Genomic DNA, 17,171 nt, shown 5'->3' on the forward strand with positions numbered 1-17,171 from the left:
TATGAGCGGACGTCATCGCAAGCCGAGCACCACTGGCAAGACCGTCGCGAAGGTCGCAGTCACCGGAGCCATCATGGGCACCGCGAGCATCGCCTTCACCGGCACCGCCAACGCGGCACCGGATTCCGACTGGGACCGCCTGGCACAGTGTGAAGCCGGCGGCAACTGGGGCATCAACACCGGCAACGGCTTCCAGGGCGGGCTGCAGTTCTCCCCCAGCACCTGGAACGCACACGGCGGCCAGCAGTACGCGGCCACGGCCAACCAGGCCAGCCGCGAAGAGCAGATCGCAGTGGCGGAGAAGGTCCTCGACTCGCAGGGCTGGGGCGCATGGCCGTCCTGCTCCTCGAGCCTCGGCCTGAACAGCGCGCCCACCGAGCGCAGCGTTCCGGTCACCCCGAAGGCACCGGAGGTTCCCGCTCTCCCCGACCTGACGTCCATCCCGGCCGTGGACAGCTCGGCCGAGGTCGTCGAAGGCATCGTCACCGCCGTCCAGAACATCACCAACGATCCGCAGATCGCAGCGTTCGTGCAGAACGCGGCTCAGGGCATCCAGCTCGATCCGCAGATCGTGAACTTCTACCAGGCCAACAAGGCATTCCTGCCCCAGTAGGCTGCACGGCAGTTCGAGCTCGTACGAGAAAAGCCCCCGACGATCGTCGGGGGCTTTTTCGTGTTCGAGGTCCGCAATCAGCGATTGACCACGGTCACCGGGTGGGCGTAGGGCAGGTCTTCGACGGGCAGCGGGAACTCGGTGTCCTCGCCGAAGGGTGACAGGCCACCCGATCGAGCGGACGAGAGTTCGGTCACCGCGTGGTCACCGCGAGCGGTGTCCGGCCAGCCTGGATCGACATAGGGCTTCTTCGACTTGTTCACCATGGGCCCATTTTGACACCTGCCCTGCGGCGAGCACCAGCCCAGGTCTCTAATCTGATAGACGATGACCGACACGACTGCGCACCGACACACCGACACGCCTCCTGATCTGCCGCAATGGATCGCAGCTCGCAGCGACGCCGAGCTGATCAAGGCCATGTCGCTGCGTCCGGATCTGACCGCGCCGCCGCCCGCATCCCTGGCCGTGCTGGCCGGACGGGCCGAGCAGCGCCGATCGATCCTGCACACCGCGGACACCCTCGACACCCTGGCCCTGACGATCCTCGAGATCCTCGCCATCGAGGAAGCGTACGAACGACCCGTCACTCGCGCCGCGCTGCTGGCAGTGGTCGCCAAACGCGCACCGGCCAAGAGCGTGGACAGGGCACTGACCCAGCTGCGCGAACGCCTGCTGGTGTGGGGCGATGCAGCCGGCTTCCGAATCAGCGCCACCGCGGCGGACGCGGTGCCGTGGCGCATCGGCCGCGCACTCGACCCGGTCGACAACCTCACCGAATCACACATCACCGCGGCTCTGGCCGAGCTCGGCGACGGCGAACGCAGCCTTCTCGACACCCTCGCCAGATCGTCCCCGACCGGCCGCACCCGAGACGCCGCACCGGGCACACCGCCCGATCGACCCGTCCAGAAGCTGCTCGCCGCAGGCCTACTGATCTGGTTGGACGAGCAAACCGTCGAGCTTCCCGTCCAGGTCGGGCAGATTCTGCGCGGCGAACCGATGTCCGACCCACGCTCGCTCGCCGAACCCAAGCTCGCCACCAGCACCTATTCGCTCACCGATGTCGACGCCGCCGCCGCGGGAGAGGCACTGGAGCTGAACCGACACTGCGTGGCCGTGATCGAGGCGTTGTCGGCCTCGCCTGCACCCGCCCTCAAGGCCGGCGGCCTCGGAGTGCGCGAGCTCCGCAAGATCACCAAGGCCACCGGCCTCGACGACGATCGAGTGAGCATCCTCGTCGAGTTACTGGCCGCCGCCCATCTCATCTCGAGCGGAACACCGGACCCGGTGCCTGCGTCCGACAACGGCGACGACTACTGGGCACCCACACCCGCCGTCGACGCGTGGCTCACCGCGGCCCCCGCTGCCCGCTGGCACACCCTCGCCTCCGCCTGGCTCGAAGTGCCACGGGCACCGTGGGTCATCGGGATGCGTGACCCCAACGACAAGCCCATCGCCGCCCTGTCCGACGAAGTCCGATCCCCGGCCGCACCCCGGGATCGACGGATGATTCTCGAGTTGCTCGCCGAACTCGGCAGCGGACACGCAGCACAGCCCGCCGATCTCGCCCGCACCCTGGCGTGGCGTCGACCCCGGTGGTCGGGACGCTTCGGCGTCACCCCCGTCGGACATGTTCTCGCCGAAGCAACGGCTCTCGGCATCGTCGCCCGCGGGGCGATCTCGACCCCGGGACGCTCCCTGCTGCACGACGGCAACGCCGAGGCCGACATGCGTGCGACGCTTCCCGAGCCCATCGACTACGTCCTGGTGCAGGCCGACCTCACCCTGGTGGCACCCGGACCCCTCGAGCCCGAACTACAGGATCGAATCGAACTGGTCGCCGACGTGGAGTCCGCGGGCGCAGCCACGATGTACCGGATCAGCGACACCAGCCTGCGCCGCGCCCTCGACGTCGGACTGACCGCCTCCGAACTGCACTCGTTGTTCGCCACCCACTCGCGAACGCCGGTACCCCAGGCCCTGACCTACCTGATCGACGATGTGGCTCGTCGGCACGGCCGCCTACGAGCGGGCGTCGCCGCGTCGTTCGTTCGATGCGAGGACCCGGCCCTGCTGGCCGAGGTGATGGCGTCGCCGGCAGCCGAATCCCTGGCCCTGAGGGCACTGGCTCCGACCGTCGCGATCTCACAGGCCCCGCTCGCCGAGGTGCTCACGGTCCTGGCCGGAGCGGGATTCGCGCCTGCGGGCGAGGACTCGTCCGGCACCATCGTCGATCTGCGTGCCCGCGGGTCGAGGGTATCGGCCAGGCGGCCGCGCCAGACGTTCCGCACTCCGGCCGTCCCGACCGAGGAACAGCTGGGTTCGTTGGTGCGTGGAATGCGCGCAGCCGACAGGGCGGCAGGCAACGGCGGCGCGGTGGTGCGCGCTGACGGATCTCGGGCCAGCAGCACCGCGACGATGACGCTGCTGCAGACCGCGGCGAAGGTCAAACGGAGCGTGAGCATCGGCTACGTCGACGCCCAGGGCGTGGCCACCCATCGCATCGTCGATCCGATCAGCATCGGCGGCGGCCAACTCGACGCGTTCGACCCCGCAACCGGTGGGGTTCGACGCTTCACCCTGCATCGCATCACCTCGGTCGCACTGGTCGAGTAGACCGGGCTCACGTGCACGCGCGCCCCTACCTGTGGACAATGGAGAAGTTGCGCTCTTTCGGGCGCAGCAGATGTCTCTAGGAGGAACCGTGACCGACGGCCCGCTGATCGTCCAGTCCGACAAAACGCTGTTGCTCGAGGTCGATCACGAACTCGCGGGCGCAGCGCGGGCGGCCATCGCACCGTTCGCGGAGCTCGAACGTGCCCCCGAGCACGTGCACACCTATCGCATCACCCCGCTGGCCCTGTGGAACGCCCGTGCCGCGGGCCACGACGCCGAGCAGGTGGTCGATGCGCTGGTGAACTTCTCGCGTTACGCGGTGCCGCAACCGCTGCTGGTCGACATCGTCGACACCATGGCGCGCTACGGCCGGTTGCAGTTGGTCAAGAGCCCGATACACGGTCTGGTCCTGATCAGTCTGGACCGCGCCGTGCTCACAGAGGTGATGCGGCACAAGAAGATTGCACCCATGCTCGGCGCGATGGTCGACGAGGACACGGTGATCGTGCATCCGTCCGAACGCGGCCACGTCAAGCAGATGCTGCTCAAGATCGGTTGGCCTGCCGAGGACCTCGCCGGCTATGTCGACGGCGAAGCTCACCCCATCGAGCTCGACACCGAGGGCGGCAACTGGACGCTGCGCGACTACCAGGAGATGGCGGCCGATTCGTTCTGGGCCGGTGGCTCGGGAGTGGTGGTACTGCCCTGTGGTGCCGGCAAGACGATGGTCGGCGCAGCTGCGATGGCCCGAGCGAAGGCGACCACGCTGATTCTGGTCACCAACACCGTCGCCGGTCGGCAGTGGAAGCGCGAACTCATCGCACGCACCTCGCTCACCGAGGACGAGATCGGTGAGTATTCGGGAGAGCGCAAGGAGATTCGCCCTGTGACAATCGCCACGTATCAGGTGATCACACGTCGCACCAAGGGTGAGTACAAGCACCTGGAGCTCTTCGATTCCCGCGACTGGGGATTGGTGATCTACGACGAGGTGCACCTGCTCCCCGCGCCGGTGTTCCGCATGACGGCCGATCTGCAGTCCCGTCGACGCCTCGGCCTCACCGCGACCCTCGTCCGCGAGGACGGCCGCGAGGGCGACGTCTTCTCGCTGATCGGACCCAAGCGGTACGACGCTCCGTGGAAGGACATCGAGGCACAGGGCTGGATCGCGCCTGCCGAGTGCATCGAGGTTCGCGTCACCCTCACCGATGCCGAGCGCATGTCCTATGCCGTCGCCGAGCCCGAGGAGCGCTACAAGCTGTGCTCGACGGCGCACACCAAGATCGCCGTCGTGAAGTCGATCCTCGCCAAACATCAGGACGCTCCGACGTTGGTCATCGGCGCGTATCTCGATCAGTTGAACGAGCTCGGTGAAGCGCTGAACGCTCCGGTCATTCAGGGCTCGACCAAGAACAAGGAGCGTGAGGTGCTGTTCGACGCGTTCCGCAAGGGCGAGATCCAGACGCTCGTGGTGAGCAAGGTGGCGAACTTCTCGATTGACCTTCCGGAAGCCTCTGTGGCAGTTCAGGTTTCGGGAACGTTCGGCTCCAGGCAGGAAGAGGCGCAGCGCCTCGGCCGGCTGCTCCGGCCGAAGCACGACGGCGGTCAGGCGCATTTCTACTCGGTGGTCTCCCGCGACACCCTCGACGCCGAGTACGCAGCCCACCGTCAGCGTTTCCTCGCCGAACAGGGCTACGCCTACCGCATCACCGACGCGGACGATCTGCTCGGTCCGGCGATCTGAGACGTCGGGTCCACTCGGGGCCGTGCTAGGAATACCTCTGTGCGCAAGTTCGAGTTCCCTGTAGACGTAGCCCACGCGAAGTCGGTCAACGAGACGTTCACCGAGCTTCGTCGGCTGCGTTCCTCCGCAGCGCTGACCGCCGTGTTCCTCATCGCGCTCGGGGCCTGGTTCATCTGGATCGCCGCTCCGTGGTCGTACATCCTCGGCGCAGTGTTCCTGATCGGTGCGGCCACCTCGCTCTGGGTGATGCTGTGGGCACCCCGAAAGATGGGTTCCATCGAATCGCAATATGCTGCAGGCGATCTGGTGCCGGCGATGGTGGCCGAGAAGCTACCGAGTGGAGCGATACTGCTGGCTCTGATCGACATCGCGAAGCCGGAGGTGGACGAGCCGCACTACGTGTTGATCACCCGCGTCGTGCGCACGCTTCCCGGCCACGCCGTCGAGCGGGGCGCTCAGGTGCCTGCGGTGTCGGTTCTCGCGGACCGTGGCCGCAACACCGGTGGGCGAACGTGGCAGTTGGCCACGGCAATGCCCATCGCATGGGGAACCACCGATCCGGGGGTCATCGCGCGCGCAGTCGAGGAGATCACCGAGGGCGAGTGGGCGTTGCTGCACGCCAACATCGGCCTGTCGGAGAAGGTCCGCACCGCCAAGAACCAACAGTTGCTCATCGATCCTGCGGATCTTCCCGACGACCTGCGCTGACCCGAACCGCATCCCCGGCCTAGGCCAGGGCGGGGATCACCTCGCGCTCGAAGAGTTCGATACCGGACCGGTCGTACGCCGCTTCGGGGAAGTAGAAGATGCCGTACGTCATCCCTTGTTCCTGCAGCGCTGTCAGATTCTCGACGATCTGCTCAGGAGTTCCCACTGCGGGCATCCCGCGGTACGCGTCGAGGGCACTGTGCGCCTTCTCGGCACCCACGTACTCGGTCAGGCGGCTTTCGAGCGCGCGCAGTCGGTCTTCCACCTCGGCCTCGGTTGCACCGATGGCGACGTTGTAGTTCGCCGAGCGGACGATCGCTTCGAAATCGGTACCCACGGTTGCACAATGTTCACGCAACAGAGCGGATTTGGCAGCGAAACCGGTGGGGGTTCCGTCGAAGTTGGTGTAGTTGGCGTACTTCGCGGCGATCTTCAGGGTGACCTTCTCGCCGCCACCCGCGATCCACAGCGGGATGCCGCCCTCCTGCAACGGCAGGGGTCGCACCACGGCACCGTCGATCTCGTAGTACTTTCCGTCGAGGAACACCTCGCCGGCCGTCCATGCCTGCTTGAAGATCTGCACGCCCTCGTCGAGCCTGCCCAATCGTTCTCCGGCAGAGGGAAATCCGTAGCCGTAGGCTCGGAACTCGTGCTCGTGCCAGCCGCCGCCGATGCCCATCTCGACGCGGCCGCCCGACACGATGTCCACGGTGGCAGCAACTTTGGCCAGGTAGGCCGGGTTGCGGTACGCCATCGCCGTGCACATCTGCCCGAGCCTGATCCGCGAGGTGGACGCGGCCAACGCGGACATCAGCGACCAGGCCTCGTGCGTGGCCTCGTCGGTCGCGGTGGGAACGGTATGGAAGTGGTCGTAGACCCACAGAGATTCCCACGGACCGGCCTCGGCGGCGAGCGCGTGGTCGCGCATCGCACTCCACTGCCGGGCAGGGTCGATACCGACGAGATCGAGACGCCACCCCTGTGGCACGAACAATCCGAATCGCATGACAGGCACAGTACAGACGCAGGGCGAACGACCGGCTGCCGTCTGTGAACTACGCTGCAGGAATGTCCGAGTCGTTCCCCTCGCGCACAGTGGCACGGTTGCGCCCGTTCGCATCGACGATCTTCGCCGAGATGACCGCGCTCGCCGTCCGGAAGAATGCCGTCAACCTCGGGCAGGGCTTCCCCGACACCGACGGCCCACCCGCCATGCTCGAAGCCGCGCGCCAGGCCATCGCCAGTGGCCTCAACCAGTACTCCCCCGGCCCTGGCATGCCGGTGCTGCGCGCTGCCATCGCCGAGGACCGGTCGGCGCGATTCGGTCTGCGCTGCGACCCCGATTCGCAGATACTCGTCACCGTCGGTGCCACCGAGGCGATCTCAGCGTCCCTCCTCGGTCTGATCGAGCCGGGCGACGACGTCCTGCTGATCGAGCCGTTCTACGACTCCTATGCCGCCGCCATCGCTCTCGCCGGTGCCACCCGGACCGCCGTGTCGCTGGTCGCCGACGGCAACGGGTGGACCGTCGACACCGACGCCCTCCAACGCGCCATCGGGCCTCGCACGCGCATGCTGATCGTAAATTCCCCGCACAATCCCACCGGCACGGTCTTCGACCGCGACACCATGATCCGCATCGCCGAGATCGCGGTGGCACACGATCTGCTGGTCCTCACCGACGAGGTCTACGAGCATCTCGTCTTCGACGGCCGCGTACACACGCCGATCGCGACACTGCCCGGGATGTTCGAGCGAACCGTCACCGTGTCGAGCGCCGCCAAGACCTTCAACGCCACCGGGTGGAAGACAGGCTGGGCGTTGGGGCCTGCCGAACTGATCGACGCCGTCCGCGCCGCCAAACAGTTCATGAGCTTCGTCGGCGGTACTCCCTTCCAACCGGCCGTGGCCTACGCGCTCGAGCACGAACAGGCCTGGATAGCCACGATGCGCGACGGCCTGCAACGCAAGCGGGACACTCTCTCGGCCGCGCTCACCGCCGCAGGAGCGGATGTGAAGTACAGCGCGGGAACGTATTTCGTCTGTGCCGACATCGCGGCGATCGGGCGCGGGGACGCCTACGAATTCTGCCGTGCCCTCCCGGACCTGGTCGGCGTGGCGGCGGTTCCGGTGACCGCGTTCGTCGACGAGCCGGGTCCGTGGAAATCATTGGTGCGCTTCGCTTTCTGCAAGCAGGACGAGGTTCTCGCCGACGCAGCCGAGAGGCTACGAAAGTTGTGACTGCGCAACCGACGATCCCGGCGTACTTCGTCAGGCAGGCCGTCGACCTCGCAACGAAGAGCGGGGTGGACCTGACCTACCCGCTGTCGATGGCCGGCATCGGTTCCACCATCCTCGACAATCCTGCGGAGCGCCTGACCACCCGGCAGGTCACCGCGTTCACCCAGGCGGTCTGGGCGATGACCGGCGACGAACTGTTCGGCCTCGCCGCAGTTCCGGTACGACGCGGCAGCTTTCGCGTCGTGTGCCAGACGCTGATACACACCGAGAACCTGTGGGCTGCACTGGTTCGGATGTCCGAGACCATGCGGGTGCTGATTCCGGTGCGTCCCATGACGATGGACCGAACCGAGGAATCCACGGTGTTGACCGTGCACGTCACCCCCACCACCCACCTGAGCCCGGAGGGAAACGAACTCGCCGAGCGACTGCTGACCGACTTCCTGTTGATTCTGCTGCACCGATTCGCGGCGTGGCTCATCGGCAACCGGGTCAAACTTCTGTCGGTCCAACTGCCCTACCCGCTGCCGGGACCCGAAGCGGGAAAGATGTACGACGCCATCTTCGGCACTCATGTGGAGTTCGGAACCGATCTGGCCACACTGGAATTCGACAGCGCAGTGATGCGGGCACCGATCGTGCAGACCGAGGCGACGCTGGCGGACTATCTCGCGGAGTCGCCCAATCTACTGTTCTCGTCTCGAGATTACGACAGCACGGCGTCGAGCCAGGTCCGCCGCGCCCTGGAAACCGGTTTCAAAGGTGGAGCACCGGGAACCGAGGAGATCGCGGCGATGCTCAACATCAGCCCACCGCACCTGCGACGAATTCTTCGGCAGGAGGGCACCTCCATCAACCAACTGCGCGAAGAAGTACTACGCGATGCGGCGATCTCCGGGCTCAGTCGCGGCGACAGCGTCGACGACATCTCGACCCGCCTGGGGTTCTCCGAGCCCAGTGCCTTCCGCCGGGCCTTCAAGCGATGGACCGGCCAGACTCCCGGTGCCTACCGGCTCAACTGACGCAGAACTCGTTGCCCTCCGGATCGGTCATGGTGATCCAGACACTGAGGCCTTGGTGTCCTCGATGCAGTACCGATGCACCCCGGGCCCGCAGTTGCGTGACCACCGTCTCGCGCTCGTCGCCGACGCGAATGTCGAGGTGCAACCGATTCTTCACCGTTTTCGGTTCGGGCACCGATTGGAACAACACCCGCGGACTGCCGGGCGACTCGGGATCCGAGATGCCGGCGCCCGCCCGCCACACCAGAACGCCCTCGAAGACGGTCGTGTCCTCTTCGCGGGCGTAGCCCGCGGCCACCATCTCACGGATGAAACTCTCGTTGCTGGGTTCGACCTGCCAGCCCAGTGTCTGCGCCCACCACTTCGCCAGCGCATGGGGGTTCGAGCTGTCGACCACAACCTGAAGTCCGTATCCCATGCGGGCACGATACCGCCACTCACTGGCAATGGGAACACCTGTTCGATACAGTCGATCCATGTCGCTCGCGATGCAAGGCTCCCTGTTCGGTGACGACGACGGTGGCGTCGGATCGCTGCAGTCCGTCACCCGCCGCGAACTCACGCTCGGGGCGTGGGTGGACGTTCGACCGGGCTGGTTGGCCGGTTCCCACCTGTTCGATTCGCTGGTGGACGCCGTCGATTGGCGAGCCGAACGTAGGCAGATGTACGACCGCGTGGTCGACGTGCCGCGTCTGGTTCGGTTCTACGCCGAGCGCGAACGGTGGCCCGACGCAGCCCTGTACGACGCACGCGATGCGCTCGACGATCACTACCGCACCGAACTCGGTGAATCGTTCGCCACCGCCGGACTGTGCTACTACCGCGACGGATCCGACAGCGTCGCCTGGCACGGCGACAACATCGGCCGCAGCGCCACCGAGGACACCATGGTCGCGATCGTATCGCTGGGTGCCACAAGGCAACTCATGCTTCGACCGCGTGGCGGCGGAACGTCGCTGAAGTTCACGCTGGCCCACGGGGACCTGGTGGTGATGGGCGGCTCGTGCCAACGCACCTGGGAGCATGCGATTCCCAAGTCGACCCGCGCGATCGGCCCACGCATCAGCGTGCAGTTCCGACCGCGCGGGGTTCGCTGACGGGCCGGGTTCGTCAGCGAGCGGTGATCGAGTTCCGACGCTCCTCCACCGCTGCGGCCAACGTGTCCAACTGCGTTGCCGTCGTGTCCCAATCGAGGCAGGCGTCGGTGATCGACTGCCCGTACACCAGCTCGTCCCGGTGGCCGAGTTCGAGATCCTGACGGCCCGCGACCAGGAAGCTCTCCAGCATCAGTCCGACGATGCCGTGTTCGCCTGCCGCCACCCGAGCGGCCACGTCGGTGACCACGTCGACCTGCTTGTTGTGGTCCTTACGACTGTTGCCGTGGCTGGCGTCGATGACCACCCGCTCCGGCAGACCCGACTTACGCAGTCGCGCAACGGTATCGGCGACCGATTCGGCGTCGTAGTTCGGCCCGTCGACACCGCCGCGCAGGATCACGTGGCAGTCCGGGTTCCCGACGGTGCGAATGAGAGCCGCCTGACCGTCGAGATCGGTGCCGGGGAAGACGTGGCTCGCGGCGGCAGCGCGGGTGCCGTCGACCGCAACCTGGATGTCCCCCTCGGTGGAGTTCTTGATCCCCACCGGCATCGACAACGCGCTGCACAGCTGCCGGTGCACCTGGCTGGCCGCCGTTCGCGCACCGATTGCGCCGTAGCTGACCAGGTCTGCGATGTACTGCGGGGTGATCGGGTCGAGGAACTCGCACCCGACCGGCAGACCGAGCGCGGAAATGTCGAGCAGCAGTTGGCGTCCTACTCGCAGACCGGCGTTGATGTCGAAGCTGCCGTCGAGGTGCGGATCGTTGATCAAACCCTTCCAGCCCAGCGTCGTTCGCGGCTTCTCGAAGTAGACGCGCATGACGATGTGCAGGCGATCGCCCAGTTCGGATGCCTTGGCGGCGAGGCGTCGGGCGTAGTCGAGAGCAGCGGCGGTGTCGTGCACCGAGCACGGGCCGACGACGACGATCAGCCGATCGTCGCGGCCGTCCTGCACGTCGACCACGCCGGCGCGGCCGGTACGGACCGTGGCCGAGATCGCGTCGTCGACGGCATGCTCGCGGCGCAGCACCGACGGAGCGATCAACGGACTGATGCTGATGGTCCGCTGATCGTCGAGAGGTGGGGTGTCGAGAGAGAGTGTCATGAGAGGGCGTTCCTGTTCCCAGGCCGGCTCCTCATGCTCCACACGCACTTCGAGCCGGTCTGTATCCGGCTCGTGGGGTGGAAGTTCAGCGCATGGCGTCGCTGGCTGACCCACCCGGGGCCGGCCTGCTAAACCAGAAATACGTGCGCTGCATGAGAGCACCGTAGCAGACGCCTCGTCGATGCATCTATGCTCGTCCCTGCAGTCGGTTCGCCAGGTGGTCATGAGGAGCCCCGAAGTTCACCACGGCGCCGAAGCGATGCGTGCGGTACGGCGCGTCGTGAGAGGGAACCCGGTGAGAATCCGGGACTGTCCCGCAGCGGTATGCAGGAACGACCGCCGTCAACAGCACTGAAGAGGCCTCTTCGGGAAGCGACGGCCAGTAGGAGTGGACTGTTCGTCCACGTGCCCGCGAGTCCGAATACCTGCCGTCTGTGCTGTGCACGCCGTGCGCAGCGGTTCACCGCCTCGTGGAATGGGCGCGTAACCCTGGTACGGCTGCTCGTGGGGCTCTCCGGGATTCGCGCGCCCGAGAAGGCGGTGCGCCATCGATGCAGCAGTCACCTGGAGAACTACCGTGAGTATCGAATTCACCGCCACCGTGCTCGGTTCCGCCCGTATCGGACCGAACCGAGAACTGAAGAAAGCCGTCGAATCCTACTGGGCCGGAACGCTCGACGCAGCCGCACTCGAATCCGTCGCGCGAACATTGCGCGAGAACACCTGGCGAGAACTCGTCGCTGCCGGACTCGATTCCGTTCCGGTGAACACCTTTTCGTACTACGACCACGTGCTCGACACCGCGGTCATGCTCGGCGCACTACCCGAGCGGGTTCGGAGCATCGACAGCGAGCTGGACCGCTGTTTCGCCGCCGCCCGAGGCAACGAGACCGTCGCACCACTGGAGATGACCAAGTGGTTCGACACCAACTACCACTACCTCGTGCCCGAAATCTCCCCGGCGACAACCTTTTCACTGCATCCCGAGAAGGTGCTCGCCGAGCTCGAAGAAGCTCGCGCGCTCGATGTCCCGGCTCGACCGGTCGTCCTGGGACCGGTGACGTTCCTGTTGCTGTCGAAGGCAGTCGGCAGCAGCGCCCCGCTACTGGACCGCCTCGACGAGATTCTGCCGCTGTACGCGGAGCTGCTGACACACCTCGCCGATGCCGGGGCGAAGTGGGTCCAGCTCGACGAACCTGCGCTCGTGGCCGACCGCACGCAGCACGAGATCGACTGTGCGAAGAAGGCTTACGACTACCTGAGCGCAGTGTCGACGAGGCCTGCCATACTGCTGGCGTCGTACTTCGGTGACCTCGGTGCGGTACTGCCCGTGCTCGCGTCGACCGGTATCGAGGGATTGTCGATCGATCTGACGGTGCCGGGCACCGTCGAGCACGTTGCCGTGATACCTGCGCTCGCGAGCAAGCACATAGTCGCGGGCGTCGTTGACGGGCGCAACATCTGGCGGACGGATCTCGACAAGGCGCTGGCAACGTTGGCGAGCCTGTTGGGTAGTGCCGGCACGCTCGCGGTGTCGAGTTCGTGTTCGCTGCTGCACGTTCCGTACACCCTCGACGGAGAGACCGACATCGTCGATCCGCTCCGATCCTGGCTGGCCTTCGGTACCGAGAAGGTTGCCGAGGTGGCCGTCCTCGCGAGGGCGCTGCGAGAGGGCACCGAATCGGTGTCGTCCGAGCTCGAGCAGGCCCGAGCCGCGCTCGAGACTCGTCGCACCGACCCTCGTCTGCACGACGCGGCCGTTCGGGCACGTCTCGACGCGGGAATCTCCGTCGACCGCACCCCGGCCGAGGAACGCTGCCGGGCTCAGGCTGCGCGACTGGACTTGCCGTCGTTGCCGACGACCACCATCGGTTCGTATCCGCAGACCACGCAGATTCGACTCGCTCGGGCAGCCCTGCGCACCGGTGAGATCGACGACGCCGAATACGTATCCCGGATGCAATCCGAGATCGCCGATGTCGTTGCACTGCAGGAGAAGATCGGCCTCGATGTGCTGGTCCACGGCGAGCCCGAGCGAAACGACATGGTGCAGTACTTCGCCGAGCAGCTCAGTGGCTTCGCGGCCACGTCGAACGGCTGGGTCCAGTCGTACGGATCTCGGTGCGTTCGGCCGCCGATTCTGTACGGCGACGTCTCGCGCCCGAAACCGATGACCGTGCACTGGTCCGAGTACGCGCAGTCGCTCACCGACAAGCCGGTCAAAGGCATGTTGACCGGCCCGGTGACGATTCTGGCGTGGTCGTTCGTCCGAGACGACCTACCGTTGGCCGAATCCGCAGCCCAGATCGCCCTGGCGATTCGCGACGAGACGATCGATCTGGAGGCAGCGGGTATTCGAATCGTCCAGGTGGACGAACCTGCCCTTCGTGAGCTCCTCCCCCTGCGCTCGAAAGACACAGCGGCGTACCTGGACTGGGCCGTGCGATCGTTCAAGATCTCGACATCCGGCGTGTCCGACCACACGCAGATTCACACGCATCTGTGCTACTCGGAGTTCGGTGAGATTATCGACGCGATCGCCGACCTCGACGCCGACGTGACGTCGATCGAGGCGGCCCGCTCGCACATGGAAGTACTCGACGACCTGAACTCGATCGGATTCGACCTCGGTGTCGGCCCCGGCGTGTACGACATCCATTCACCGCGGGTGCCGAGCGTCGACGAGATCACCGAATCGCTGCGGGCGGCATTGAAAGCAGTTCCTGCCGAACGACTCTGGGTCAACCCCGACTGTGGACTCAAGACCCGCGGCGTGGCGGAGGTCGAGCGGTCGCTGAGAAACATGGTGCAGGCGGCGGCCGCGCTGCGCTGACCCAGGTGAGCGGAACTTCGACCCCTGCTACGAAGTTCCGCTCACCTCGTTCGCCAGGTACAGGCTAGGCTTACCTGCCTACGCCCGATCTGTGAAAGAGAACGAAGTGAAACGTCTACTCCTGGCCACCACGATCGCCGCGGTCACCGCGCTGACCACTGTCGCCTGCGGCGGCACCGCCGAGCAGACGGCCACTCCCTCCACCGCGTCGACGTCGGTCACAGCCGATGCGGCCACCGACGCCCCCGGCCCGACCGGCATCCCCGACGGCATGGGTTCCGGTGCCGCGGACGGCGTGTTCCCCCGCACGGTCGGCCACTTCGGCGGCTCGACCGAGATCCCCGCCGAACCGAAGAAGATCGTCGTGATCGCCACCGGCCAGCTCGACGCAGCTCTCACCCTGGGCGTCGTACCCACCGGAGTCGCCTACGGGGACGGCGCCGCACTGGTCCCGGACTACATCAGCTTCTCGTTCCCGCAGTACGCGGATCGCATGTCGCAGTTCGTCGACGTCGGCAACCGACAGGAGGTCGACATCGAGGCCATCGCAGCCATCGAACCCGACCTCATCCTGGCGAACAAGACCGGATCCGAGGACATCTACCCGACGCTGTCGACCATCGCGCCGACCGTGCTCACGGAGGGCACCGGAGTGAACTGGAAGCAGGACTTCCTCCTTCTCGCCGACGCGTTGGGCCGAACCGAGCAGGCGCAGACCTTCATCGACACCTTCACCTCCGACGCTGCGGCACTGGGCGATTCGTTTGCCGACACCGGCGCGCCCACGGTCTCGTTCGTCCGCTTCACCGCCGATCGAGCGCGAGTGTTCGGCATCCCGTCGTTCGCCGGTTACATCGCCTGGGACGCCGGTCTGGCGCGCCCGGACAGCCAGCAGTTCGACAAGACCTCGCAGGACTTCAGCGAGGAGGAAATTCAGCTCGCGAACGCGGACTGGGTGTTCGTATCGAGCCAGGACGCCGGAGCCGATTCCAGCGCCGCGTCGTACACCACCAACCCGCTCTGGACCGGAATGAGCGCGGCAACCGAGAACCACATCGTGCGCGTCGACGACGACCCGTGGTACCTCAATGCCGGCCCGACGGCGGCAACGATCGTGCTCGACGGCCTGAAGAGCGCCCTGCAGAGCTGACCCCCATGTGCATGGAACTTCGTAGCCCACTACGAAGTTCCATGCACATCGAACAGGTAGGTTGCGCACAACTTAACCGTGCACTACTGTTCTTGACGTGACCAACGAACTCGCACTCGACCGTCAGGTGTGCTTCGCGCTGTACTCCGCATCGCGGGCTACCACCGCGGTGTATCGCCCGATGCTCGACGAGCTCGGCGTCACGTATCCGCAGTACCTCGTACTGCTGGTGCTGTGGGAACGGGACGGGCGCGGCGTCAAGGACATCTGCGCCGAACTCGATCTCGACACCGGCACGCTGTCGCCGATGCTCAAGCGCCTCGAAGGCCTCGGTTTCATCGAGCGCCGACGCCTGAGCACCGACGAACGTCGGGTCGAGATCCACCTCACCGAGACCGGAAGTGCCATGCGCGCAAAGGCACTCGACATTCCACGAAAGCTGGCCGAGAAGACCGGTATGAACGTCGACGATCTCGTCAAACTCAAGGAGTCGCTCGACGCATTGACGAGCGCTCTGCATCACACCGATTCCGGCACGACAGAAGGAGCATCATGAAGACGATCTACACCGCCGAGGCACTGGCCACCGGTGAAGGCCGAAACGGCCACGCCCGCACTTCCGACGGACGGCTCGATCTCGACCTCGCCATCCCGGAGGCCATGGGCGGCAGCGGCAACGGCACCAACCCCGAGCAGCTCTTCGCCGCCGGCTACGCCGCATGCTTCCACTCCGCACTGCAGATGGTCGCTCGTCAGGACAAGGCCGACGTCACCGATTCGGCCGTCGGCGCTCGTGTCGACATCGGCCCCAACGACGCGGGCGGCTTCCAGCTCGCCGTCACCCTCGAGGTGACCCTGCCCAATTTGAGCCGCGAGAACGCCCAGGCTCTGGCCGACAAGGCCCACCAGGTGTGCCCGTACTCCAACGCCACCCGCGGCAACATCGACGTCACCGTCACAGTCACCGAAGACGAGTAGAGGAAATCCCTTGAAGGCACACGAAATTCACCTCGCGTCCCGCCCAGAAGGCTGGCCGACGGAAGACAACTTTCGCGCGGAGGTCGTCGACCTTCCCGAACTCGCCGACGGGCAGATCCTCGTCCGCAACATCGTGATGTCGGTCGATCCGTACATGCGTGGCCGGATGAACGATGTGAAGTCGTACGTCCCGCCGTTCCAGCTCGACGCCCCACTCGACGGCGGTGCCGTCGGCGAGATCATCGAATCCAAGGCCGAGGGTTTCGCTGTAGGCGACGCCGTTCTGCACGGTAAGGGCTGGCGCGATGTCGCCGTCGTCCCCGCCAAGGGCGCAAGCAAGGTCGATCTCTCGGCCGCGAAGGCGTCCGCATACGTCAGCGCGCTCGGAATGACCGGCACCACGGCGTACGCAGGCCTCACCGAAGTCGCTTCGTTCGCGGAGGGCGACGTCGTCTTCGTCTCCGGCGCTGCAGGCGCAGTCGGATCGCTCGTCGGACAGATCGCCAAGGCGCTCGGTGCATCTCGGGTCATCGGCAGTGCCGGCTCCCCCGCCAAGGTGGCTCGCCTGCTCGAGCTCGGCTTCGACGCGGCGTTCGATTACCACGACGGCCCGGTTGCCGAGCAGTTGCGACAGGCAGCACCGGACGGCATCGACGTGTACTTCGACAACGTCGGCGGCGAGCACCTCGAAGCCGCCATCGGTTCGATGAACAAGTTCGGCCGAATCGCCATGTGCGGGGCCATCGCTCAATACAACTCGACCGAACCGACCCCGGCACCGCGCAACCTTGCGCTCGCCATCGGCAAGGAACTGACGCTCAAGGGCTTCATCGTCGGCTCCTACGCGCACGTGACCGAAGAGTTCCGCTCGAATATGACCGAGTGGCTGGGCAGCGGCGCAGTCGAATTCGACGAGACGGTCGTCGACGGTCTGAACAACGCCCCCTCGGCGTTCATCGGCCTGATGAAGGGCGAGAACACCGGCAAGATGGTTGTCACCATCTAGGTCGACCCCGAACGGTGTCACCGCAGACCACACCCCGGCCGGAATTTCCGGCCGG

16 protein-coding genes and 1 riboswitch are annotated in these 17,171 nt (G+C 66.0%); of the genes, 12 read left to right on the forward strand and 4 right to left on the reverse strand.

What is annotated here, in order from left to right:
- Position 1 precedes the first annotated feature (1 nt).
- Positions 2-613 carry a resuscitation-promoting factor Rpf1 domain-containing protein gene (locus CH273_RS12925; RefSeq protein ID WP_032395856.1) on the forward strand — a complete coding sequence of 204 codons (612 nt, stop codon included), beginning with the start codon at positions 2-4 and terminating at the stop codon, positions 611-613.
- A gap of 77 nt (positions 614-690) precedes the next feature.
- On the opposite strand, the gene CH273_RS12930 is transcribed toward CH273_RS12925, so the two are convergent.
- On the reverse strand, positions 691-879 hold the full coding sequence (locus CH273_RS12930) for a hypothetical protein (RefSeq protein WP_032395857.1): 189 nt from the start codon (positions 877-879) through the stop codon (positions 691-693).
- Positions 880-940: 61 nt separating this feature from the next.
- Here CH273_RS12930 and CH273_RS12935 point away from each other — a divergent pair, with 61 nt between their 5' ends.
- From CH273_RS12935 to CH273_RS12945, 3 genes are all read left to right on the forward strand, one after another.
- Positions 941-3,232, forward strand: coding sequence for a helicase-associated domain-containing protein (locus CH273_RS12935; RefSeq protein ID WP_032395858.1), 2,292 nt, complete (start codon positions 941-943; stop codon positions 3,230-3,232).
- 88 nt (positions 3,233-3,320) lie between these two features.
- Positions 3,321-4,976: a DNA repair helicase XPB gene (locus CH273_RS12940; RefSeq protein ID WP_032396285.1), complete on the forward strand. Its 1,656-nt coding sequence runs from the start codon at positions 3,321-3,323 to the stop codon at positions 4,974-4,976.
- A 39-nt stretch (positions 4,977-5,015) separates the two neighbouring features.
- Positions 5,016-5,684, forward strand: coding sequence for a DUF3239 domain-containing protein (locus CH273_RS12945; protein WP_032395859.1), 669 nt, complete (start codon positions 5,016-5,018; stop codon positions 5,682-5,684).
- Between the two features lie 19 nt (positions 5,685-5,703).
- Here CH273_RS12945 and CH273_RS12950 read toward each other — a convergent pair whose 3' ends face one another.
- Complete coding sequence (locus CH273_RS12950; RefSeq protein ID WP_032395860.1) at positions 5,704-6,690, reverse strand: LLM class F420-dependent oxidoreductase; 987 nt, start codon at positions 6,688-6,690, stop codon at positions 5,704-5,706.
- Between the two features lie 62 nt (positions 6,691-6,752).
- On the opposite strand from CH273_RS12950, the gene CH273_RS12955 reads away from it, so the two are divergent.
- Together CH273_RS12955 and CH273_RS12960 are read left to right on the forward strand one after the other, a co-directional pair.
- Positions 6,753-7,925, forward strand: a complete 1,173-nt coding sequence (locus CH273_RS12955) for a pyridoxal phosphate-dependent aminotransferase (protein ID WP_032395861.1) — start codon at positions 6,753-6,755, stop codon at positions 7,923-7,925.
- A complete protein-coding gene (locus CH273_RS12960) occupies positions 7,922-8,947 on the forward strand; it encodes an AraC family transcriptional regulator (protein WP_032395862.1) in 1,026 nt (341 codons plus the stop codon). The genes CH273_RS12955 and CH273_RS12960 overlap by 4 nt, the downstream gene beginning before the upstream one ends.
- Here CH273_RS12960 and CH273_RS12965 read toward each other — a convergent pair.
- Entirely contained in the window at positions 8,940-9,365 is a 426-nt protein-coding gene (locus CH273_RS12965) for a VOC family protein (protein ID WP_032396286.1), read from the reverse strand. The genes CH273_RS12960 and CH273_RS12965 overlap by 8 nt on opposite strands.
- Before the next feature lie 58 nt (positions 9,366-9,423).
- On the opposite strand from CH273_RS12965, the gene CH273_RS12970 reads away from it, so the two are divergent.
- Complete coding sequence (locus tag CH273_RS12970; protein WP_032395863.1) at positions 9,424-10,044, forward strand: alpha-ketoglutarate-dependent dioxygenase AlkB; 621 nt, start codon at positions 9,424-9,426, stop codon at positions 10,042-10,044.
- Positions 10,045-10,057: 13 nt separating this feature from the next.
- On the opposite strand, the gene CH273_RS12975 is transcribed toward CH273_RS12970, so the two are convergent.
- Complete coding sequence (locus tag CH273_RS12975; protein WP_032396287.1) at positions 10,058-11,149, reverse strand: 3-deoxy-7-phosphoheptulonate synthase; 1,092 nt, start codon at positions 11,147-11,149, stop codon at positions 10,058-10,060.
- Between the two features lie 249 nt (positions 11,150-11,398).
- Positions 11,399-11,596: riboswitch (cobalamin riboswitch) on the forward strand.
- Positions 11,597-11,726: 130 nt separating this feature from the next.
- On the opposite strand from CH273_RS12975, the gene metE reads away from it, so the two are divergent.
- The 5 genes from metE (at position 11,727) to CH273_RS13000 (ending at position 17,116) form a co-directional block, all read left to right on the forward strand.
- Positions 11,727-13,982 (forward strand): 5-methyltetrahydropteroyltriglutamate--homocysteine S-methyltransferase, encoded by a 2,256-nt coding sequence (gene metE, locus CH273_RS12980; protein WP_032395864.1) that lies wholly within the window; start codon positions 11,727-11,729, stop codon positions 13,980-13,982.
- 106 nt (positions 13,983-14,088) lie between these two features.
- On the forward strand, positions 14,089-15,132 hold the full coding sequence (locus CH273_RS12985; protein ID WP_032396288.1) for an ABC transporter substrate-binding protein: 1,044 nt from the start codon (positions 14,089-14,091) through the stop codon (positions 15,130-15,132).
- A 97-nt stretch (positions 15,133-15,229) separates the two neighbouring features.
- Positions 15,230-15,688: a MarR family winged helix-turn-helix transcriptional regulator gene (locus CH273_RS12990; RefSeq protein WP_032395865.1), complete on the forward strand. Its 459-nt coding sequence runs from the start codon at positions 15,230-15,232 to the stop codon at positions 15,686-15,688.
- Positions 15,685-16,110 carry an organic hydroperoxide resistance protein gene (locus CH273_RS12995; RefSeq protein WP_027495882.1) on the forward strand — a complete coding sequence of 142 codons (426 nt, stop codon included), beginning with the start codon at positions 15,685-15,687 and terminating at the stop codon, positions 16,108-16,110. Before CH273_RS12990 ends, CH273_RS12995 begins: the two co-directional genes overlap by 4 nt.
- Before the next feature lie 10 nt (positions 16,111-16,120).
- A complete protein-coding gene (locus tag CH273_RS13000) occupies positions 16,121-17,116 on the forward strand; it encodes an NADP-dependent oxidoreductase (protein WP_032395866.1) in 996 nt (331 codons plus the stop codon).
- The last annotated feature ends 55 nt before the right edge of the window (positions 17,117-17,171 follow it).

It is taken from the genome of Rhodococcus sp. 05-339-2, from assembly GCF_002258965.1.
Lineage (GTDB): Bacteria > Actinomycetota > Actinomycetes > Mycobacteriales > Mycobacteriaceae > Rhodococcoides.